At 35.8% G+C, this 17,059-nt stretch carries 14 protein-coding genes and 1 other RNA gene; 10 read left to right on the top strand and 5 right to left on the bottom strand.

What is annotated here, in order from left to right; genetic code table 11:
• Positions 1–79: 79 nt before the first annotated feature.
• From RHP76_RS09675 to rpoN, 5 genes are all read left to right on the top strand, one after another.
• Positions 80–1,822 carry a helix-turn-helix domain-containing protein gene (locus RHP76_RS09675; RefSeq protein WP_288443397.1) on the top strand — a complete coding sequence of 581 codons (1,743 nt, stop codon included), beginning with the start codon at positions 80–82 and terminating at the stop codon, positions 1,820–1,822.
• A 749-nt stretch (positions 1,823–2,571) separates the two neighbouring features.
• Positions 2,572–4,020, top strand: a complete 1,449-nt coding sequence (gene asnS / locus RHP76_RS09670; RefSeq protein ID WP_311230060.1) for an asparagine--tRNA ligase — start codon at positions 2,572–2,574, stop codon at positions 4,018–4,020.
• A 94-nt stretch (positions 4,021–4,114) separates the two neighbouring features.
• On the top strand, positions 4,115–4,543 hold the full coding sequence (locus tag RHP76_RS09665) for a transposase (protein ID WP_311228300.1): 429 nt from the start codon (positions 4,115–4,117) through the stop codon (positions 4,541–4,543).
• A gap of 23 nt (positions 4,544–4,566) precedes the next feature.
• Complete coding sequence (locus RHP76_RS09660; RefSeq protein ID WP_311228301.1) at positions 4,567–5,406, top strand: IS3 family transposase; 840 nt, start codon at positions 4,567–4,569, stop codon at positions 5,404–5,406.
• Between the two features lie 158 nt (positions 5,407–5,564).
• Positions 5,565–7,028, top strand: coding sequence for an RNA polymerase factor sigma-54 (gene rpoN / locus RHP76_RS09655; protein ID WP_062673944.1), 1,464 nt, complete (start codon positions 5,565–5,567; stop codon positions 7,026–7,028).
• Positions 7,029–7,135: 107 nt separating this feature from the next.
• On the opposite strand, the gene RHP76_RS09650 is transcribed toward rpoN, so the two are convergent.
• From RHP76_RS09650 to RHP76_RS09640, 3 genes are read right to left on the bottom strand one after another with little or no spacing between them, the layout of a single operon-like run.
• Entirely contained in the window at positions 7,136–8,743 is a 1,608-nt protein-coding gene (locus tag RHP76_RS09650) for an AMP-binding protein (protein WP_311230059.1), read from the bottom strand.
• Between the two features lie 58 nt (positions 8,744–8,801).
• A complete protein-coding gene (locus RHP76_RS09645) occupies positions 8,802–9,476 on the bottom strand; it encodes a DUF8845 family protein (protein WP_120232084.1) in 675 nt (224 codons plus the stop codon).
• A complete protein-coding gene (locus tag RHP76_RS09640) occupies positions 9,469–9,960 on the bottom strand; it encodes an RNA polymerase sigma factor (protein ID WP_062673949.1) in 492 nt (163 codons plus the stop codon). The genes RHP76_RS09645 and RHP76_RS09640 overlap by 8 nt, the downstream gene beginning before the upstream one ends.
• Positions 9,961–10,212: 252 nt before the next feature.
• Between RHP76_RS09640 and rnpB the strand changes: the two genes are divergently transcribed.
• Positions 10,213–10,536: RNase P RNA component class A (gene rnpB / locus RHP76_RS09635), an RNA gene on the top strand.
• Between the two features lie 96 nt (positions 10,537–10,632).
• On the opposite strand, the gene RHP76_RS09630 is transcribed toward rnpB, so the two are convergent.
• Both RHP76_RS09630 and RHP76_RS09625 read right to left on the bottom strand, forming a co-directional pair.
• A complete protein-coding gene (locus RHP76_RS09630; RefSeq protein ID WP_311230058.1) occupies positions 10,633–11,502 on the bottom strand; it encodes a polyphosphate kinase 2 family protein in 870 nt (289 codons plus the stop codon).
• Positions 11,503–11,783: 281 nt separating this feature from the next.
• Positions 11,784–12,248: a DUF1573 domain-containing protein gene (locus tag RHP76_RS09625; RefSeq protein WP_034699021.1), complete on the bottom strand. Its 465-nt coding sequence runs from the start codon at positions 12,246–12,248 to the stop codon at positions 11,784–11,786.
• A 128-nt stretch (positions 12,249–12,376) separates the two neighbouring features.
• Between RHP76_RS09625 and RHP76_RS09620 the strand changes: the two genes are divergently transcribed.
• From RHP76_RS09620 to RHP76_RS09605, 4 genes are all read left to right on the top strand, one after another.
• The gene (locus RHP76_RS09620) at positions 12,377–14,992 is read left to right on the top strand and encodes a valine--tRNA ligase (RefSeq protein WP_311230057.1); all 2,616 of its coding nucleotides are present in this window, start codon (positions 12,377–12,379) and stop codon (positions 14,990–14,992) included.
• Between the two features lie 69 nt (positions 14,993–15,061).
• Positions 15,062–15,427: a GIY-YIG nuclease family protein gene (locus RHP76_RS09615; RefSeq protein ID WP_311230056.1), complete on the top strand. Its 366-nt coding sequence runs from the start codon at positions 15,062–15,064 to the stop codon at positions 15,425–15,427.
• Between the two features lie 5 nt (positions 15,428–15,432).
• Positions 15,433–16,068, top strand: a complete 636-nt coding sequence (locus tag RHP76_RS09610) for a DUF4241 domain-containing protein (RefSeq protein WP_123279272.1) — start codon at positions 15,433–15,435, stop codon at positions 16,066–16,068.
• Positions 16,069–16,135: 67 nt separating this feature from the next.
• A complete protein-coding gene (locus RHP76_RS09605; protein ID WP_034699029.1) occupies positions 16,136–17,026 on the top strand; it encodes a ribokinase in 891 nt (296 codons plus the stop codon).
• Positions 17,027–17,059 lie beyond the last annotated feature (33 nt).

The raw sequence follows: 17,059 nt of genomic DNA, 5'->3' as shown, positions 1-17,059 counted from the left end.
ATGAATACATGGAAAAAAAGCAAAAGGAGTGGTGGATCTACTGAAGAAAAATAATATTTTTGTAATATAGCTAGGATGAATGATGAAAATAAAATCTTTACTACTGTTTTTGATTATAGGGGTTGTGTTTTATCATGCACAAACCCTGAATATTAGAAAAAATTCTCTGGAAGAACGGACTTATGAGGAATTGGAAAAAGAATTCTACAACAGTCCTGCGGGAGAAATAAACAGTAAAAGTATTGCCGATTATTATCTTAAAAAGGCAAAATCTGAAAAAAACACCACTCAGATTGCGGAAGGATATGTAATGCTTCATTTTGCAGAAGACTTACCCAACGCATTAAAATACTTAGACAGCTTACAGTACATCACAAAAAATTCCAAAGAAAATATTTATCCGGCGAGAATTTATTTGCTAAGAGGAAATTTATACTCTAAGAATGACAATCTTCAATCTGCATTCAATAATTATATCCTCGGACTGAAATATGCAAAAGAAAAAGGAAATAAGAGGCAGATTGCTATGGCCCATATCAGTATTGCCCATCTGAACAATTATATAGGAAAACATGCAGAGACAGCAAAAGTACTGAGACACTATGCTTATGATACAGATTATATGAATGAGGATGAGAAAAATTCTCTCAAACTGAATCTGGCAGATGCTTACATAGAGATCAATAAAATGGATTCTGCTTATGTACTGATAAAAGACGGGTTGCTGGATTCTAAAAAAAATAAAGATGTTTACCGATATCATCAGAATCTTGGGCTGCTTGGATATTATCATCTGCATTCCAGAAATTATCAGAAAGCCATTGATGGCTTATTGGAATGCGAAAAATATTTCTTTACAAATCATAATGGAAGTAAAAGAAACCAGAATTATACACTTTTGTATTTAGGAAAGTCCTATGCCGGACTTCAGGAAAAAGAAAAAGCAGTTGGCTTTTTCAGGAAAATAGATTCTCTGGTTCTTAAAACCAACTATATCTATCCTGAGCTGAGAGATGTATATACTTACCTTATTGATTATTATAAAGAAAACGGTGATAAGGAAAAGCAGCTGTATTATGTAGACCGTTTTTTAAAAGTAGATCAGGTGCTGGATATGCAGTTCAGGTATATTTCCAGAGAGCTTCCGAGAAGATATGATACTCCGGAACTTCAGCAGGAAAAAGAAAGCATAACCAATGAGCTTACGAAAAGAAAAAGTCTTTTCTATATTGTTTTAAGTCTTTTGCTGATTTCACATTTATTATTTATCAACGTTTATTTTAAATATAAAAAATCTGAAAAGAACTACAAGAAGATTGCCCAGGATCTTATTCAATCTGTTAATGAAAATAAAGGCGAAAAAAACAGAGGTCCGGAAATTAAGAATGAAATTTCAGCAGCGCCTGTTCAAACAGTCAGTACAGAAAATGTTGAGGACAAAATATCGAGAACTATTTCTGAAGATATTGCCCAGACTATTTTAAAAGAACTTGAAATATTTGAAAACAATGATCAGTTTTTGAATAAGGGTATCACCTTGGGAAGTCTTGCCAAAAAAATAAAAACAAACTCAAAATATCTGTCAGAAATTATCAATACTTACAAAGGGAAAAACTTTGCAACCTATCTCAATGATCTTCGTATTGATTATGCCATCAGCAGACTGGCCAATGACAAAAAATTCAGATCTTATAAAATTCCTTTTATCGCTGAAGAATTAGGATATAATAATGAACAGGCCTTCACTTTAGCCTTCAAAAAACGAACGGGAACACCACTTTCTATCTACTTGAAAGAAATTGAAAATATGTCTTTGGGTTAATATTAAGTTATTGATATTTAGTTTTTTATTGTTTATAAATTCATGTTTTTAGGTATATAAATTTATGAATCTATAAAGCATTCCCTTGTTTCATTCTTCCACATCCTGCATCTTTGCTTCAGGTAAAAACACAACCATTTATTTTGTATGTGCACAATACAAGATATCAGTTCCAAACTGTTGATCATAAAAAAAACAAGTCGGGAATTGTATCATAAAAACTAATAATGAAGGAGAGGATAAAAACTAATAACCAAGAAAACTAAAAAGTAAATCATGAAGTAATTGTTCAGAATTTAGAGATGTAAAGTGTAGTGATCATTTAAAAATCATTAAACAGTAAATCCGGTTAATCCGCCACACAGTTTAAAAGTATAGTATAGTCTAAAAATGGATGTATAACCCGGTAATTTACCACGAACTTATCACTTAAAAACTAATAACCATTTCAATAAAACTAATTCCATGAAAACTCAGAGTAAAATCATATTTTATTCTTTTTAAAAGTGATAGTGTAAGTGTGTTTATTCCGGAGGTATTCCGGATATTATTGAAGTTCAGGACAATATTGAGTGGAAATGTAACCCTGAAATGCAGAAGATTTTGCAGAAGAAAAAAGGTGAATTTACTGAACGGAGAGTTTAAATACCTGTTAAATGATTTTTAAAGACAGCGCAATCATCAAGTTGCGCTGTTTTTTTGTAACTTTGCAGACATTAATTTTTATATAAAAAATTTATCATCAACAAATGAAAAAGCAAACGATCAAAGAAATCCTAAAGGATTACAAGAAAGTATTACATCATGACATTACAGTTTACGGATGGGTAAGATCCTTCCGTGCTAATCGCTTTATTGCGCTTAATGATGGTTCTACGATTAATAATTTGCAGATAGTTGTTGATTTCGAAAATTTTGATGAGGCTATTCTTAAGAATATCAGTACAGCTTCTTCCCTGAAAGTAGTAGGAGAAGTGGTGGAAAGCCAGGGAGCAGGACAATCTGTGGAAATTATCGCTAAAAAGATCATTATTTTAGGAGATAACTTTACAGAAGAACTTCAGAGTACAATTCTTCAGCCTAAGAAACACAGCCTTGAGAAACTTCGTGAGCAGGCTCACTTAAGATTCAGAACAAACCTTTTCGGAGCGGTGTTCAGAGTGCGTCACGCAGTAAGTTTTGCAGTTCACTCATTCTTCAACCAGAACCAGTTTTTCTATATCAACACACCGGTAATTACAGGTGCAGATGCGGAAGGAGCGGGTGAAATGTTTGGGGTAACCAACTTTGATCTGAACAACATGCCAAAAACTGAGGAAGGTGAAATTGATTTTGCACAGGATTTCTTCGGTAAGAAAACAAACCTTACCGTTTCAGGACAGCTTGAAGGAGAAACTGCAGCAATGGGATTGGGAAGAATTTATACTTTCGGACCTACTTTCCGTGCTGAAAATTCTAACACAACAAGACACCTTGCCGAGTTCTGGATGATTGAGCCGGAAGTAGCATTCAACAACCTTGAAGATAACATCGACCTTGCGGAAGATTTCTTAAAATATGTGATCCAGTATGTATTGGATAACTGCAAAGATGATCTTGAGTTCCTGGACAACCGTTTTGCGGAAGAACAAAAGACAAAACCGGAAAAAGAAAGAGCAAAAGAAGGTCTTATCGAAAAACTTCAGAATGTAGTAGCGAAGCGTTTTAAGCGTGTAAGCTATACGGAAGCGATCGAAATTTTATTGAACTCTAAAGAAAATAAAAAAGGAAAATTTGTTTACCCTGTTGAAAAATGGGGAACAGACCTTCAGTCTGAGCATGAAAGATATCTTGTTGAAAAACACTTTGAAAGCCCGGTAGTATTATTTGACTATCCGAAAGAAATCAAAGCTTTCTATATGAAACTGAACGATGACAACAAAACCGTTGCTGCTATGGATGTCCTTTTCCCTGGTATCGGTGAAATCATCGGAGGATCTGAGAGAGAAGCAAGATTAGATGTTTTAAAACAGAAAATGGTAGATATGCACGTAGATGAGCACGAACTTTGGTGGTATCTTGATACCAGAAAATTCGGTTCTGTACCGCATGCAGGCTTTGGTTTAGGACTTGAAAGATTAGTTCTTTTCGTAACAGGGATGACGAATATCAGAGATGTAATTCCTTTTCCTAGAACACCAAAAAGCGCTGAATTCTAGAACAATAAAAAAAGCCTTAATCACAAGTTAAGGCTTTTTTTATTATTTAATTGTCATGTCCTGAAATAGCGATACAAAAAAAAGAATCGTTATTATGGAAGAAAAACCAAATTATGTAAAACGTACTCAATGCGATTACAGTATGTCATTTAAGCTTGGCGTTGTAAGGGAAATTGAGTCAGGTGAAGTTTCGACTGTTATGGTCTGTCGCAAATATGGCATTCAGTCAAGGAGCACGGTTGTAAACTGGCTCAGAAAATTTGGTAACTTTGATTGGGAAAACCAAACACCATCGAATATGCCAAAATCACCGGAACAAAAAGTCATGGAGCTGGAAGCGAAAGTAAAGCTTTTGGAAAAACAGAAAACACTACTTGAGAAACAATCTTATATAGCCGATAAGAAGGCCATCATCTTCGATATGATGATTGAACTTGCCGAGCAGGAATACCATATTGACATAAGAAAAAACTCACCACCCGAACTATCGAATCTTTCCGGAAACAACAAAAAGAAACCATAAGTTTCGCCTGTCAGTTGTTCGGGGTGGACCGACAGGTTTATTACCGCAATGTTAAACGCAAAAACAGCCGAAGGCAAATGGCACAGGACATTGTCTTTTGGGTAGAGCAATTACGAATGATTCACCCCAAAATGGGTGGCAAAAAACTGTATTTTCTTTTAAGAAACAAGCTTGAGAATCTGAGAATAGGCAGAGATAAATTCTTTGATATATTAAGGGCCAATCATTTGTTGGTCATTCCTAAAAGAAGTTATCATAAGACTACCAATTCGTATCACCGTTTTAAAAAGCACAAAAATCTGATCAAAGAATACAGCATTCAAAAGCCAAATGAGGTATGGGTATCAGACATTACTTACCTGGGAAATAGGGAAAACCCATCGTATTTAAGTCTGATAACCGATGCTTATTCCAGAAAAATTGTCGGTTATGATGTATCAGATTCTCTGGCAACAGAATCTGCTTTGAGAGCCTTGAAAACGGCTTTAAGAAAAGAAAAACCAACAAAGCTTATCCATCATTCAGACAGAGGTTTACAGTATTGCTCTAATGATTATCAAAAGATACTGAACAAAAGTAAGATCCTTTGCAGCATGACCCAGGAATCTGACCCTTATGAGAATGCCATAGCGGAAAGGGTCAACGGAATTTTAAAACAAGAGTATGATATTGATAAATTTAATGTAGATTTGAATACCCAAAAGATTTTGGTTGAACAGGTAGTTAAAATTTATAATGAGCTAAGACCTCACTTATCAAATCATTATTTAACACCTACACAGATGCATCAGCAGCAGGTTCTAATACCAAAATCTTATAAAAAGAAAAGCAGTGCAAATAAAAGTATCTGCACTGCTCAATAAATATTTTTTATTTGTTTAATCCTGTATCAGTTTTTCAGGACGTTACAAATAGTTTATTATATTAGGATAAGTAATGCAAAAATCATGCTAAATGTGTTTTTTATCAAATAAATTTATTAAATTCGTAGAATATGTTATGTTAAAACGCAAATAAGAATATGCTTAAACAACACTTACAACTCAAATTAGGACAGAAGCTGGCCCCTCAGCAGATCCAGTTGATGAAGCTTATTCAACTTCATACTCTTGAATTTGAAGAGGAGCTGGAGAGAGAGTTAGAAGAAAACCCGGCTTTGGAAATTGCAAAAGAGGATTCTAAGGAAGATGATTATTCTTCCCTGGAAGATGCTTATCAGGATGAGGGTACAGAAAGCATTGAAACAGATTTCGACGTCAATGAATATATCTATGACGATGAACCAAGCTATAAAACCGCATCCAGCAACTACTCTCCGGATGATGAGGAATTCGATAACGAGAGTCTTTTAACGGAAGGCCAGTCCTTATATGATTATCTTACAGAACAGATTCACCTGGTGAATATTGGTGATGAAGATCTGAAGATTGCAGAATACCTGATCGGGAATTTAGATACGGACGGATATCTGAGAAGAGAGATCAAATCTATTGTTGATGATCTTGCTTTCTCACAGGGAATTTATACTACTAAAGAAAGAGTAGAGGATATCCTTGAAAATTATGTTCAGAAACTGGATCCGCCAGGAGTAGGAGCAAGAGGTCTGCAGGAATGCCTTTTACTACAGATTGAAAAGAAAGTAAGCTCAGATAAAGCAGTTTCTCTTGCTGCCAATATCTTAAGACATCAGTTTGAAGCTTTAACAAACAAGCATTATAACAAGATCATTCAGAAATATGATATTGAAGAAGACGATCTGAAAGATGCTCTGGATGAGATCTCAAAACTTTCTCCAAAAGTAGGTGGAAACTTTGATACACAGACGATTACCATTAATCAGGAAATTATTCCGGACTTTGTCATTCAGGTGAAAGACGGGCAGGTAATCCCTATGCTGAACAGCAAGAATGCACCTACACTAAGAGTTTCTGAAGAATATAAAGATATTCTGACTACCTATTCCCATGATAAGAACTCGTCGGAACATAAGCAGGCTGCTTTATTTATCAAGCAAAAACTGGATGCAGCAAAATGGTATATTGATGCAATTAATCAGCGCCAGAATACCTTATTACAAACGATTACAGCCATTGTAAAATTTCAGAAGGATTATTTCATCACCGGTGACGAAAAGTCTCTGAAACCAATGATTCTGAAGGATGTTGCAGATATTACAGGTTTTGACATTTCTACCATTTCAAGGGTGGTAAAAAGTAAGTATGCAGATACACCTAATGGGATTGTATATCTTAAAGATCTGTTCTCGGACAGTTTAACAAATGACGATGGAGAAGAAGTTTCTACAAAGGAGATCAAAACCCATCTTCAGGAAGTTATCAGTAAAGAAAATAAGAGAAAACCACTTACAGATGATGCATTAGTAGTCATTCTGAAAGAGCAGGGTTACAATATTGCCAGAAGAACGATTGCAAAATATCGGGAACAGCTCAATATTCCTGTTGCGAGGTTAAGAAAAGAACTTTAACAATATAAAAAAGCATTTCAATTTGAAATGCTTTTTTTATCATAAGTAAAAATGGGATAGCTATTTATCATTTTACCTTTTTAAGTTAATCAGCTCAGTTTTACATTTTACAGCCCCAGCTCCTTCATAGAAATTTCCCGCATTTCAACCTTTCTTATTTTTCCGGAAATAGTCATTGGGAATTCATCTACGAATTTCCAGTATTTTGGAACTTTATAATGGGCAATTCTTCCTTTGCAGTATTCCTGTAGTTCTTCAGCAGTGATGGTAAATCCTTTTCTCACTTTTACCCATGCCATTACTTCTTCTCCGAATTTTTCACTGGGAACACCAATGATCTGGACATCAAGAATGTTGGTATACGTATATAAAAAATCTTCAATTTCCTTAGGTGAGATATTTTCTCCACCACGAATGATCAGATCTTTTATCCTTCCTGAAATGGTAATATAGCCGTCTTTATCCATTACTGCCATATCTCCGGTGTGCATCCAGCGGGCATCATCCAATACTTTCCTGGTGTTTTCAGGATCATTCCAGTACTTTAGCATGACGGAATAGCCTCTGGTACAAAGTTCCCCATGCTCCCCACGTTTTAAAGTTCTGCCACTTTCATCAATGATTTTTATCTCAAGGTGATCCTGAACCGTTCCTACGGTGCTGACCTGTTTTTCCAGCGGTGTTCCTATTAAAGTCTGAGTAGATACAGGTGAAGTTTCTGTCATTCCGTAGCAGATACTCATTTCTTTAATATTCATCAGATTTTCCACTTTTTTCATGATTTCGGGAGGGCATACAGAGCCCGCCATAACACCGGTTCTTAAGCTTGAAAAATCATAGGTGTCAAAATCTTTTACTGCCAGTTCGGCAATAAACATCGTAGGTACTCCATACAAAGAAGTACATTTTTCATCTGAAACAGCTTTTAAAGTAATCTCCGGATCAAAACTGTCATTCGGAATTACCATACAGGCTCCGTGAGCTGTGCAGCACATATTTCCGATGACCATCCCAAAGCAGTGGTAAAAAGGTACAGGAATGCAGACGCGGTCTTTCTCAGTATATTTTAGTCTGATCCCAATAAAATAACCGTTATTGAGAATATTATGATGGGAAAGAGTAACCCCTTTCGGAAAACCGGTAGTTCCGGAAGTATATTGAATATTAACAGGATCATCAAACTCTACATGCTCTTCAAAACTGTGAAGCACTTCATCCGAGATTTCCTGTCCGTTATTCACAAACTCTTCCCAGTTTTCATCAAAGAATATTTCGTGATCAAGGGTTGGGCATACTTCTTTCGCGTATTCAACCATCTCTTTATAATTGCTGGTTTTAAAGCTTAAAGAAGAAAAAATAAAACGAACTTCAGACTGATTGAGGACATAAGTCAGTTCATGAGTTCTATAGGCCGGATTGATATTCACTAAAATAGTTCCTATTCTTGCAGTTGCATACTGCAAAAGTACCCATTCATAGCGGTTAGATGACCAGACTCCGATTCTGTCGCCCGCTTTTGCTCCTAAAAATAATAAAGCTTTTGCAACAGCTGTTGTTTGATTGTAAAATTCCTGATAAGTAGCTCTGTAATCCTGATGAACGCAGACTAATGCTTCCTGATGGGGATATTTTTCGACAGTATTTTTAAGATTGGCTCCGATGGTCTGGCCTAATAATGGAACCTCAGAAGTTCCATACACATAAGATAAGGGCATAGTTTAAGATTTGGTGGAATAAAATTAACAATTATATCCCGAACTATGCCTATGTATATTAATTTTCCTGAGAATCTATTTCTTTAAGTTGTTTTAGATTTTTATCAAGTTTTTTAATAATAGTACCATATACCAGTCTGTAATATAACCAGATCATAGAAATCGCAAGCAATGTACTTACGGCAATTCCCACAATAATAATGGTAAGATTGGAACCACTTGGCTGGATATTCTGAGAATCTAATATGTAAAAGATAAAAGCAACCAATACAAAAGTGAATATCAGCAATAATACAATGCTGATGAGAATGAAAGCATTAACTGTTGTTTTGAACTTAATGATTCTGGTGATAAGTCCCTTCAGATTTTCCTCAATCTTGATTCTTCGGTAATTCTGATAGAATTTTAGTACGAAATATGCCGTGATCAATAAACTTAAGACTTTTATTGCTAAATAAGCATGCCCAAAGTTGTTTTCTACCTCCGGAGCTTCCTGGGCACCTAATCTTTCAAGCATTTTACGGAAGCTGTCTGATTCCTCTTCCGGAAAAAAGTAAAACAGTCCCAGTACTGAAAAGAAAAGTAATTCTACGACGCTGATCCAGAAAATATATTTCACATAGTTACGCGACTTTCTGTTCAACATCTGAAGAATCTCAGTGTTGTCATATTTATGCTGGACAGGTTGTTCCTGCCATGTTTTCTTAAAGCTATCTAAATCAAATTCAGGCATATTTTTCCATCTGTTCTTTAAGGGTTTTCTTTAATCTGTTCATTTTCACACGTGCATTAACTTCAGTGATTCCGAGGTTTTCTGCAATGTCCTTGTAAGGCAGATCGTCAAGATACATCATGACAATGGCTCTTTCTACATTAGGAAGAGTCTTGATTACCGTATACAAAAGGGATACCTGCTGCTGTTTTTCATCGTCATCTTCCACAAAATCCTTGTGGTTGATGTCCAGCTCATTTGTAGGAAGGCTTTTGCTTTTTTTTCTAAAGAGGGTAATGGCTGTATTGAGCGCTACACGGTACATCCATGTGGAAATTTTGGAGTTTCCTTTGAAAGAATCATAACTTCTCCAGAGCTGTAACACGATTTCCTGGAAAAGATCCTCTTCATCTTCCAGAGAATTGGTGTACAGACGCGATACTTTAATAATCAGTCCTTGATTATCTTTGATAAGCTGCGCAAATTCTTTTTCTCTGGAATCCATAGATATATAATGCCACGAAGATAATAATAAAGTAGTAATTGGTGAAAATTATAATTAAAAATCGTAAAACGGTAAAAAAAGGAAAATCGAAGAAGAGCTAAAGGTCCAGGCTTATATTTGAATAATACTTCATATTTTCATCAAAAAACATGGAAAGATATTTTCAATCAATATTGTTTACATGAGGCTAAAAACTCTTTAGTCCTGTTGCTCTTATCTTTTTACCACAAAATTTGTGTACCTTTGCCTCCGCGAGAAAATCGGCTTGTTGATTCTTGTTTCGGCAAGGGTAGGAAAGTCCGGACACCATAGAGCAGCAAAGCGGATAACATCCGTCACCCGTGAGGGTAGGACAAGTGCAACAGAAAGCAAGTACAGTTCGGCTGTAGTGAAACCAGGTAAACTCTTTGCGGTGCAATGGTAAGTATATCGGTTCTTTTCAGCAATGGAAATAGGGGCGGCTCGTCCTGAAAACCGAGGGGTAATCAGCTCAAGTATTGCAGCAATGTAATACGTAGATAAATAACAGGCACTTCTTCGGAAGTACAGAATCCGGCTTATAGATTTTCTCGTGATTTTTTTTAAAGCTGGAATTTAGAGGCTGGAAGAGTGAAATTTTTTAACGTAATGATTTTAAACCTCCATCTTCAAGCCTCTAAATTTTAACCCAATTTATTCATTTTCCAATAGTTTTTTAGATTCCTGTAATTCCTGTCTGTCTTTATCAGAAAGAGTAGGATATTTAAGATTCATTTTCTCCAGAGTATCAATAATGATCTGAATGGCCGCTACTCTTGCAAACCATTTACTGTCTGCAGGAAGCACATACCAGGGTGCATAATCTTTTGAGGTTTCATTGATGGCAGTTTCATACGCCTCCATATACTGGTCGAATAACGCTCTTTCAGGGAGATCTCCTGCTGAGAATTTCCAGTTTTTTTCCTGTTCATCAATTCTGTCCAGAAGCCTTTTTTTCTGTTCGTCCTTAGAGACATGTAAAAAAATCTTCACAACTGTTGTTCCGTTTTGAGAAAGGTGTTTTTCAAAATTACGGATACTTTCATATCTGTTTTCCCAGAATTTAGTATCAAAATCTTTTACGGAAGACCATGTTTTTTCGCTCAGATTATATTCAGGATGTACTTTGCACACCAGAACACTTTCATAATGGGATCGGTTAAAAATTCCTATCATTCCTTTCTGTGGCAGTGCCAGATAATGTCTCCATAAAAAATCATGAGAATATTCTTTGGAGCTTGGTGTTTTAAAACTGGTTACATTACATCCCTGAGGATTCACTCCCCCGAAAACATGCTCTATCATACTGTCTTTTCCTGCTGCATCCATAGCCTGCAATACAACCAGCAAAGACTGGCTTCCGTCAGCATATAATTTTTCCTGCAGTTCACGAAGTTTTTCTTTCTCCTGAATCAGCATTTGCTCTCCCTCTTCTTTAGTGAGCTTTCCATTATAAGACGTTGATGCTTTTTTTATCAAAAATTTTCCGCTTACCTTAAAGTTATCTGAGAAATCGGTGTCCATATTTTTTTTATTTAAAGATAAAAGTAAAAAGATAAAAGTAAAAAGATAAAAGTAAAAAGATAAAAGTAAAAAGATAAAAGTGAAGATGTTATTACAATTCAACAGGGGTGGACCTTTGCCCAGCCATTAAAAAAAAATCCGTCGAAACCTAAATAATAAATTTGATAAACGTCAATACATTTACTGCCATCTATTACCTATCATCTTCCACCTAATCAAACATAAATGTAATAAAAAAACCGCCTCAATGGAGACGGTTCTTTTATTTTTTTGAGTAGAGATTACTTCGCAGCAGCCTTTTTTGCAAGTTTCGCAGCTTTTTTCTCAGCTTTAGCAGCTTCTTTTTGTTCAGCAGGAGTCAATACTTTTGGCTCAGGAGCGTTAGCATCTACGTTACCTTTGATGTAGATTACACTTCTGCTGTTTGCAGGGTCATTAGAGAAAACCTCAATCATTTTGTTGAAAGGGCCAGGGATTGCTGTATTGTATCCAACCTTGATCTTTGCAGACTTTCCAGGCATGATAGGATCTTGGCTGAATTCAGGAGTCGTACATCCACAAGAAGGCTTTACATTTGAAAGAATCAAAGGCTTATCACCTGAATTCGTTACAGTAAAGAATCTTGTACCATCAGCGCTAGGCTTAATAGTTCCGTAATCGAAAGTTGTTTTATCAAATGTAATAGTTTGTGCAGATGCAAGAGCAAATGTCCCGAATAGTGCAATTCCTGCAATTAATTTTTTCATATTCTTGAATGTTAATACGTTTGTTAGATAAATTTTGTGAAACAAAGTTAAAAATTATTTTAATTCATGCTTAAAAATTTTTTTCTTTAGACTATTTTTGCAAATTGCAAGCCAAAGAAATAGAATTTATGCAGATTTCAGAAAAGTACAATCCACAGGAAACAGAACAAAAATGGTACAATTACTGGTTGGAAAACAAATTTTTCCACTCAGAACCTAATGACAAACCACCATATACCATAGTCATTCCTCCACCAAACGTGACGGGGATACTACACATGGGACATATGTTGAACAATACCATTCAAGATGTTCTGGTCCGCCGTGCAAGAATGCGCGGGTTTAATGCTTGTTGGATTCCGGGAACAGATCACGCTTCAATTGCTACTGAAGCTAAAGTTGTTGCTAAACTGAAGTCTGAAGGAGTCAATAAGTCAGATATTACCCGTGAGGAGTTTTTAACCCACGCATGGGACTGGACTAATAAATATGGAGGAACTATCCTTGAGCAGTTGAAAAAACTAGGATGTTCTTGCGACTGGGACAGAACCCGTTTCACCATGGAAGATAAACTTTCTCAACAAGTTATCAAAAGTTTCGTAGACCTTTATAATAAAGGATTGATCTACAGAGGCTATAGAATGGTCAACTGGGATCCGGAAGCGAAAACCAATATCTCTGATGAAGAAGTAATCTTTAAAGAGCAAAACGGAAAATTGTATTTCCTTAAATATAAGATTGAAGGTTCAGAAGAGTTTCTTTCAGTTGCTACTACGCGTCCTGAAACTATTTTTGGGGATACAGCAGTATGTATCAATCCGAATGATGAAAGATATGCACACCTGAAAGGTAAAAATGTAATCGTACCTATCGTTGACAGAGTGATTCCGATTATTGAAGATGAATATGTGGATATTGAATTCGGAACTGGAGCTTTGAAAATTACTCCTGCTCACGATATTAATGACTACGAAATCGGACAGAAACATCAATTAAAAATGATTGATGCGCTGGATGATGACGGAAATCTTAATGAGCATGGTTTACATTACGCAGGGAAAAACAGATTTGACGTAAGAAAGCAGATCGCTAAAGAACTTGAAGAGAAAGATCTTTTGCTGAAAGCTGAAGATTATGTAAATAAAGTAGGAACTTCTGAGAGAACAGGTGCTGTTATTGAACCTAAAGTGTCTGTACAATGGTTCCTTAAAATGTCTGAAATTGCCAAGCCAGCTTTGGATGTAGTAATGGATGACGAGGTTAAGTTCTATCCAGAGAAGTTTAAAAATACCTACAAACACTGGATGGAGAACATCCGTGACTGGAATATTTCCCGTCAGCTGTGGTGGGGACAGCAGATTCCTGCATATTACTATGGAGAAGAAGAGAATGATTTTGTAGTGGCAGAAACTAAAGATGAAGCTTTAGAACTGGCAAAACAAAAAACAGGAAATTCGGATCTGACAGCTGAAAACCTTAGACAGGACGATGATGCATTAGACACATGGTTCTCATCATGGCTATGGCCAATGTCTGTGTTTGACGGATTACTTGATCCTGAAAATAAAGATATCAATTATTATTATCCAACCTCTGATTTGGTTACAGGTCCGGATATTATTTTCTTCTGGGTAGCCAGAATGATTATGGCCGGATTGGAATACAGAAAAGAAGTTCCGTTTAAAAATGTTTATTTTACAGGAATTGTAAGAGATAAGCAGAGAAGAAAGATGTCAAAATCTTTAGGAAATTCTCCGGACCCTCTTGAATTAATGGACAAGTATGGAGCAGATGGAGTACGTGTAGGTATTCTATTGAGTTCCGCAGCGGGTAATGACCTTCTTTTTGATGAAGATTTAATGCTTCAGGGAAGAAACTTCATGACGAAGATCTGGAATGCATTCCGTCTGATCAATATGTGGAATCATGAAGATAAGCCAGCTATTGAAACCGATAACCAGGCAATTGAATGGTTTGAAAACAAGCTTAATAAAACAATTGCTGAAATTAATGATCAATTCGAAAAATTCAGAATTTCTGATGCATTGCATTTGATCTATAAATTAATTTGGGATGATTTTTGCGGTTGGTATCTTGAAGCGATCAAGCCTAACTATGGAGAGGGAATTTCTAAAGAAGTATATAATAAAACCATCTATTTCTTTGAAGAGCTGATGAAGCTGCTTCATCCGTTTATGCCATTCCAATCTGAAGAGATCTGGCAGTTGATTTCTGAAAGAAGCATTGATGAAGCGCTTGTTATTGCTCAGCAGAAGAAGGCGGATAGCTTTAATGAAGAAGTTATTAAAAACTTTGAAATCACAGCTGAATTGATTTCAGGAGTTAGAAACTACCGCCAGACAAAAGGAATATCACCACGAGAAGCAGTTGAGATTTATACCAATGCATCTGAATTTGCCAATGAAGCTGTAGTAAGAAAGCTTGCTAATGTTTCTGAAATCCACTTCGGACAGAAAACAGATAAACCGAGCTTTACATTCCTGGTAGGAGCAACTGAAGTTTCTATTCCTTTAAGTGAAAACTTAGATTTAGGAGAGGAAAAAGCTAAAACTGAGGAAGAACTGAAATATTTGAAGGGATTCCTGGTTTCAGTAGAGAAGAAGCTTTCCAATGAAAAATTTGTTGCGAATGCAAAACCAGAAATCGTAGAAGTAGAGCGTCAAAAGCAAAAAGATGCTCAGGATAAGATTGCGATCCTTGAAGAAAAACTGAAAAGTTTATAAAAATTATCTTATAAATAGGTTAATTTGTCGGAATGTCAGGCTGAGCGGAGTCGAAGCCTTTTTTGAAAGATGAAACAATATTTTGTATATATTTTAAAATGTTCCGATAATTCCTATTATACAGGAGTTACCAATGATATTGAGTTGAGATTCTCTCAACATCAGTCAGGGAAATTTCCTGAAAGCTATACTTATAAAAGAAGACCGGTTGAGCTGGTCTTCTTTTATCTGTTTAATGATATTATTCATGCAATTGCATTTGAAAAACAAGTGAAAGGCTGGAGTCGTAAGAAAAAGGAAGCTATTATAAATGATAATTGGGAGAAATTGAGAGAATTATCTATTTGCCAGAATGATAGTCATTCTGACAATTGTAAAGATAAAAACTCACAAGGCTTCGACTCCGCTCAGCCTGACACAGAAAACAAAGAATAAATACAATGACACATATAGAAAACATACAAAAACTATTCTCGAAAGACTTTGTAGAAAGCCCGTTACTTGAAAGTTTTGAAGTAGGAAAGATTTACCTTTCCAGTGGGAAACTGGTTGCCTGTGATCCCTTGATCACCAATGATATGCTACCTTTTACTACAGAATTTCCAAAAGGAGACTTTTCGGTAATGCTTCATAAAGAAAGAGAAAGTAACTGTGTGGCCTATGCAGAGATTATATTCAGTGATTCTGAAGTTAAAGAATGGAAACTGGCTACCACAGCAGGACAAAAATTAAAAGATCTTGAAGAAGGAGAAGTTTTCGGATATCCTGTAGAAAGCGGGATGGGATGTCTGATGGATGTTGATACCCAAAACAGCCTTAATGAACTGGAACAAAGATTATATCAAAATAAAGGAGGTGACTTTATGGGAATCTATGAAGAATTTTTCCATGACTATTTCTTTGATGAAAACGGGGCAATAGATCAATACGCCTTTCTTAAACCGGCAAAAGAACATCCGGGAACTATCTTTGCTTTTGAAACCGGATATGGAGAAGGATTTTATGCTAGCTATATAGCTTACAACAAGGATCAACAACCCGTGAAAATAATTACTGAATTTATTGAAATAAGTTAATTATAAATTAGTTATTTTTGAGACACAATTTTGTCAGTTATTAATATTAAAGCTAATACAAAACACAATGAATTTCTCATCAGAACAACCTCGTATTATTGTTGTGGGCAGCTCATCGATCGATTTGGTTCTTGAAACCGAAAAACTTCCTTTGCCTAATGAAACCGTCTTAGCTATCAAATCAGATAGTTACTTTGGTGGTAAAGGTGCTAACCAGTCAGTAGGTACGGCCAGGTTGGGTGCAAGTGTATACTTTATAGGATGCGTTGGGATGGATCCTCTTGGACAACAGATCATGAGGAATCTGGTAAGCGAAAATGTAAATGTAGGATTTGTTCATGAAACAGATAAAGAAGCTACAGGAACTGCTTATGTAACAACTTCTCATGGAAATGCTGCTATTGTGGTTGTACCCGCAGCCAACAAGCATCTTAGCAAATCACATATAGACGAAGCCGATAAATATTTTCATACCACCGATCTTGTGCTGGTTCAGCTTGAAGTTTCTATGGATGTTGTAGAACATACTGTTAGAAAAGCTAAGAAATATGGAAAGAAAGTAGGATTATATGCATCTCCGGCAATGAGAGTCAACGAAGAGATTTTGGAAATGGTTGATTTTATTGTGGCTAAAAGTAATGAACTGTATGTTATTTTTGGAGAAGAGAAAAGGGAAGAAGTTCTTAAAAAATATTTCAATAAAGTATTTGTAAGAGATGATACCAATTCTACCATTTATTTTGATGGTACCGAAATGAAATATTACAGAAACGATAAGGACGAAAAAGTATATAAAATGGGAATGGGTGATGCCTTTACATCAGGATTTGCCATTGCATTATGCCACGGGAACTCTATCGAAGAATGTGTGAAATTCGGAAATGAAGTTTCATCAAGAGTTTCAGGGGGTAAAGGATCTCAGACAGGACTTCCGAGAATCTCAGATTTCTTTTCTTAAAGCTATTTACAACATATCAAAAGTTTGAAACTT

The organism is Chryseobacterium sp. SG20098 (assembly GCF_031844745.1).
GTDB classification, from domain to species: Bacteria; Bacteroidota; Bacteroidia; order Flavobacteriales; family Weeksellaceae; genus Chryseobacterium; species Chryseobacterium cucumeris.
The sequence above is the reverse complement of the archived record's forward strand: the minus strand, read 5'-3'. Positions and strand labels throughout refer to the sequence as shown.

Coding starts and splice junctions, on each gene's coding strand:
- RHP76_RS09675 (WP_288443397.1), top strand. CDS start 80: ATGATGAAAATAAAATCTTTACTACTGTTTTTGATTATAGGGGTTGTG.
- asnS (WP_311230060.1), top strand. CDS start 2,572: ATGAAAAAGCAAACGATCAAAGAAATCCTAAAGGATTACAAGAAAGTA.
- RHP76_RS09665 (WP_311228300.1), top strand. CDS start 4,115: ATGGAAGAAAAACCAAATTATGTAAAACGTACTCAATGCGATTACAGT.
- rpoN (WP_062673944.1), top strand. CDS start 5,565: ATGCTTAAACAACACTTACAACTCAAATTAGGACAGAAGCTGGCCCCT.
- RHP76_RS09650 (WP_311230059.1), bottom strand. CDS start 8,743: ATGCCCTTATCTTATGTGTATGGAACTTCTGAGGTTCCATTATTAGGC.
- RHP76_RS09645 (WP_120232084.1), bottom strand. CDS start 9,476: ATGCCTGAATTTGATTTAGATAGCTTTAAGAAAACATGGCAGGAACAA.
- RHP76_RS09640 (WP_062673949.1), bottom strand. CDS start 9,960: ATGGATTCCAGAGAAAAAGAATTTGCGCAGCTTATCAAAGATAATCAA.
- RHP76_RS09630 (WP_311230058.1), bottom strand. CDS start 11,502: ATGGACACCGATTTCTCAGATAACTTTAAGGTAAGCGGAAAATTTTTG.
- RHP76_RS09625 (WP_034699021.1), bottom strand. CDS start 12,248: ATGAAAAAATTAATTGCAGGAATTGCACTATTCGGGACATTTGCTCTT.
- RHP76_RS09620 (WP_311230057.1), top strand. CDS start 12,377: ATGCAGATTTCAGAAAAGTACAATCCACAGGAAACAGAACAAAAATGG.
- RHP76_RS09615 (WP_311230056.1), top strand. CDS start 15,062: ATGAAACAATATTTTGTATATATTTTAAAATGTTCCGATAATTCCTAT.
- RHP76_RS09610 (WP_123279272.1), top strand. CDS start 15,433: ATGACACATATAGAAAACATACAAAAACTATTCTCGAAAGACTTTGTA.
- RHP76_RS09605 (WP_034699029.1), top strand. CDS start 16,136: ATGAATTTCTCATCAGAACAACCTCGTATTATTGTTGTGGGCAGCTCA.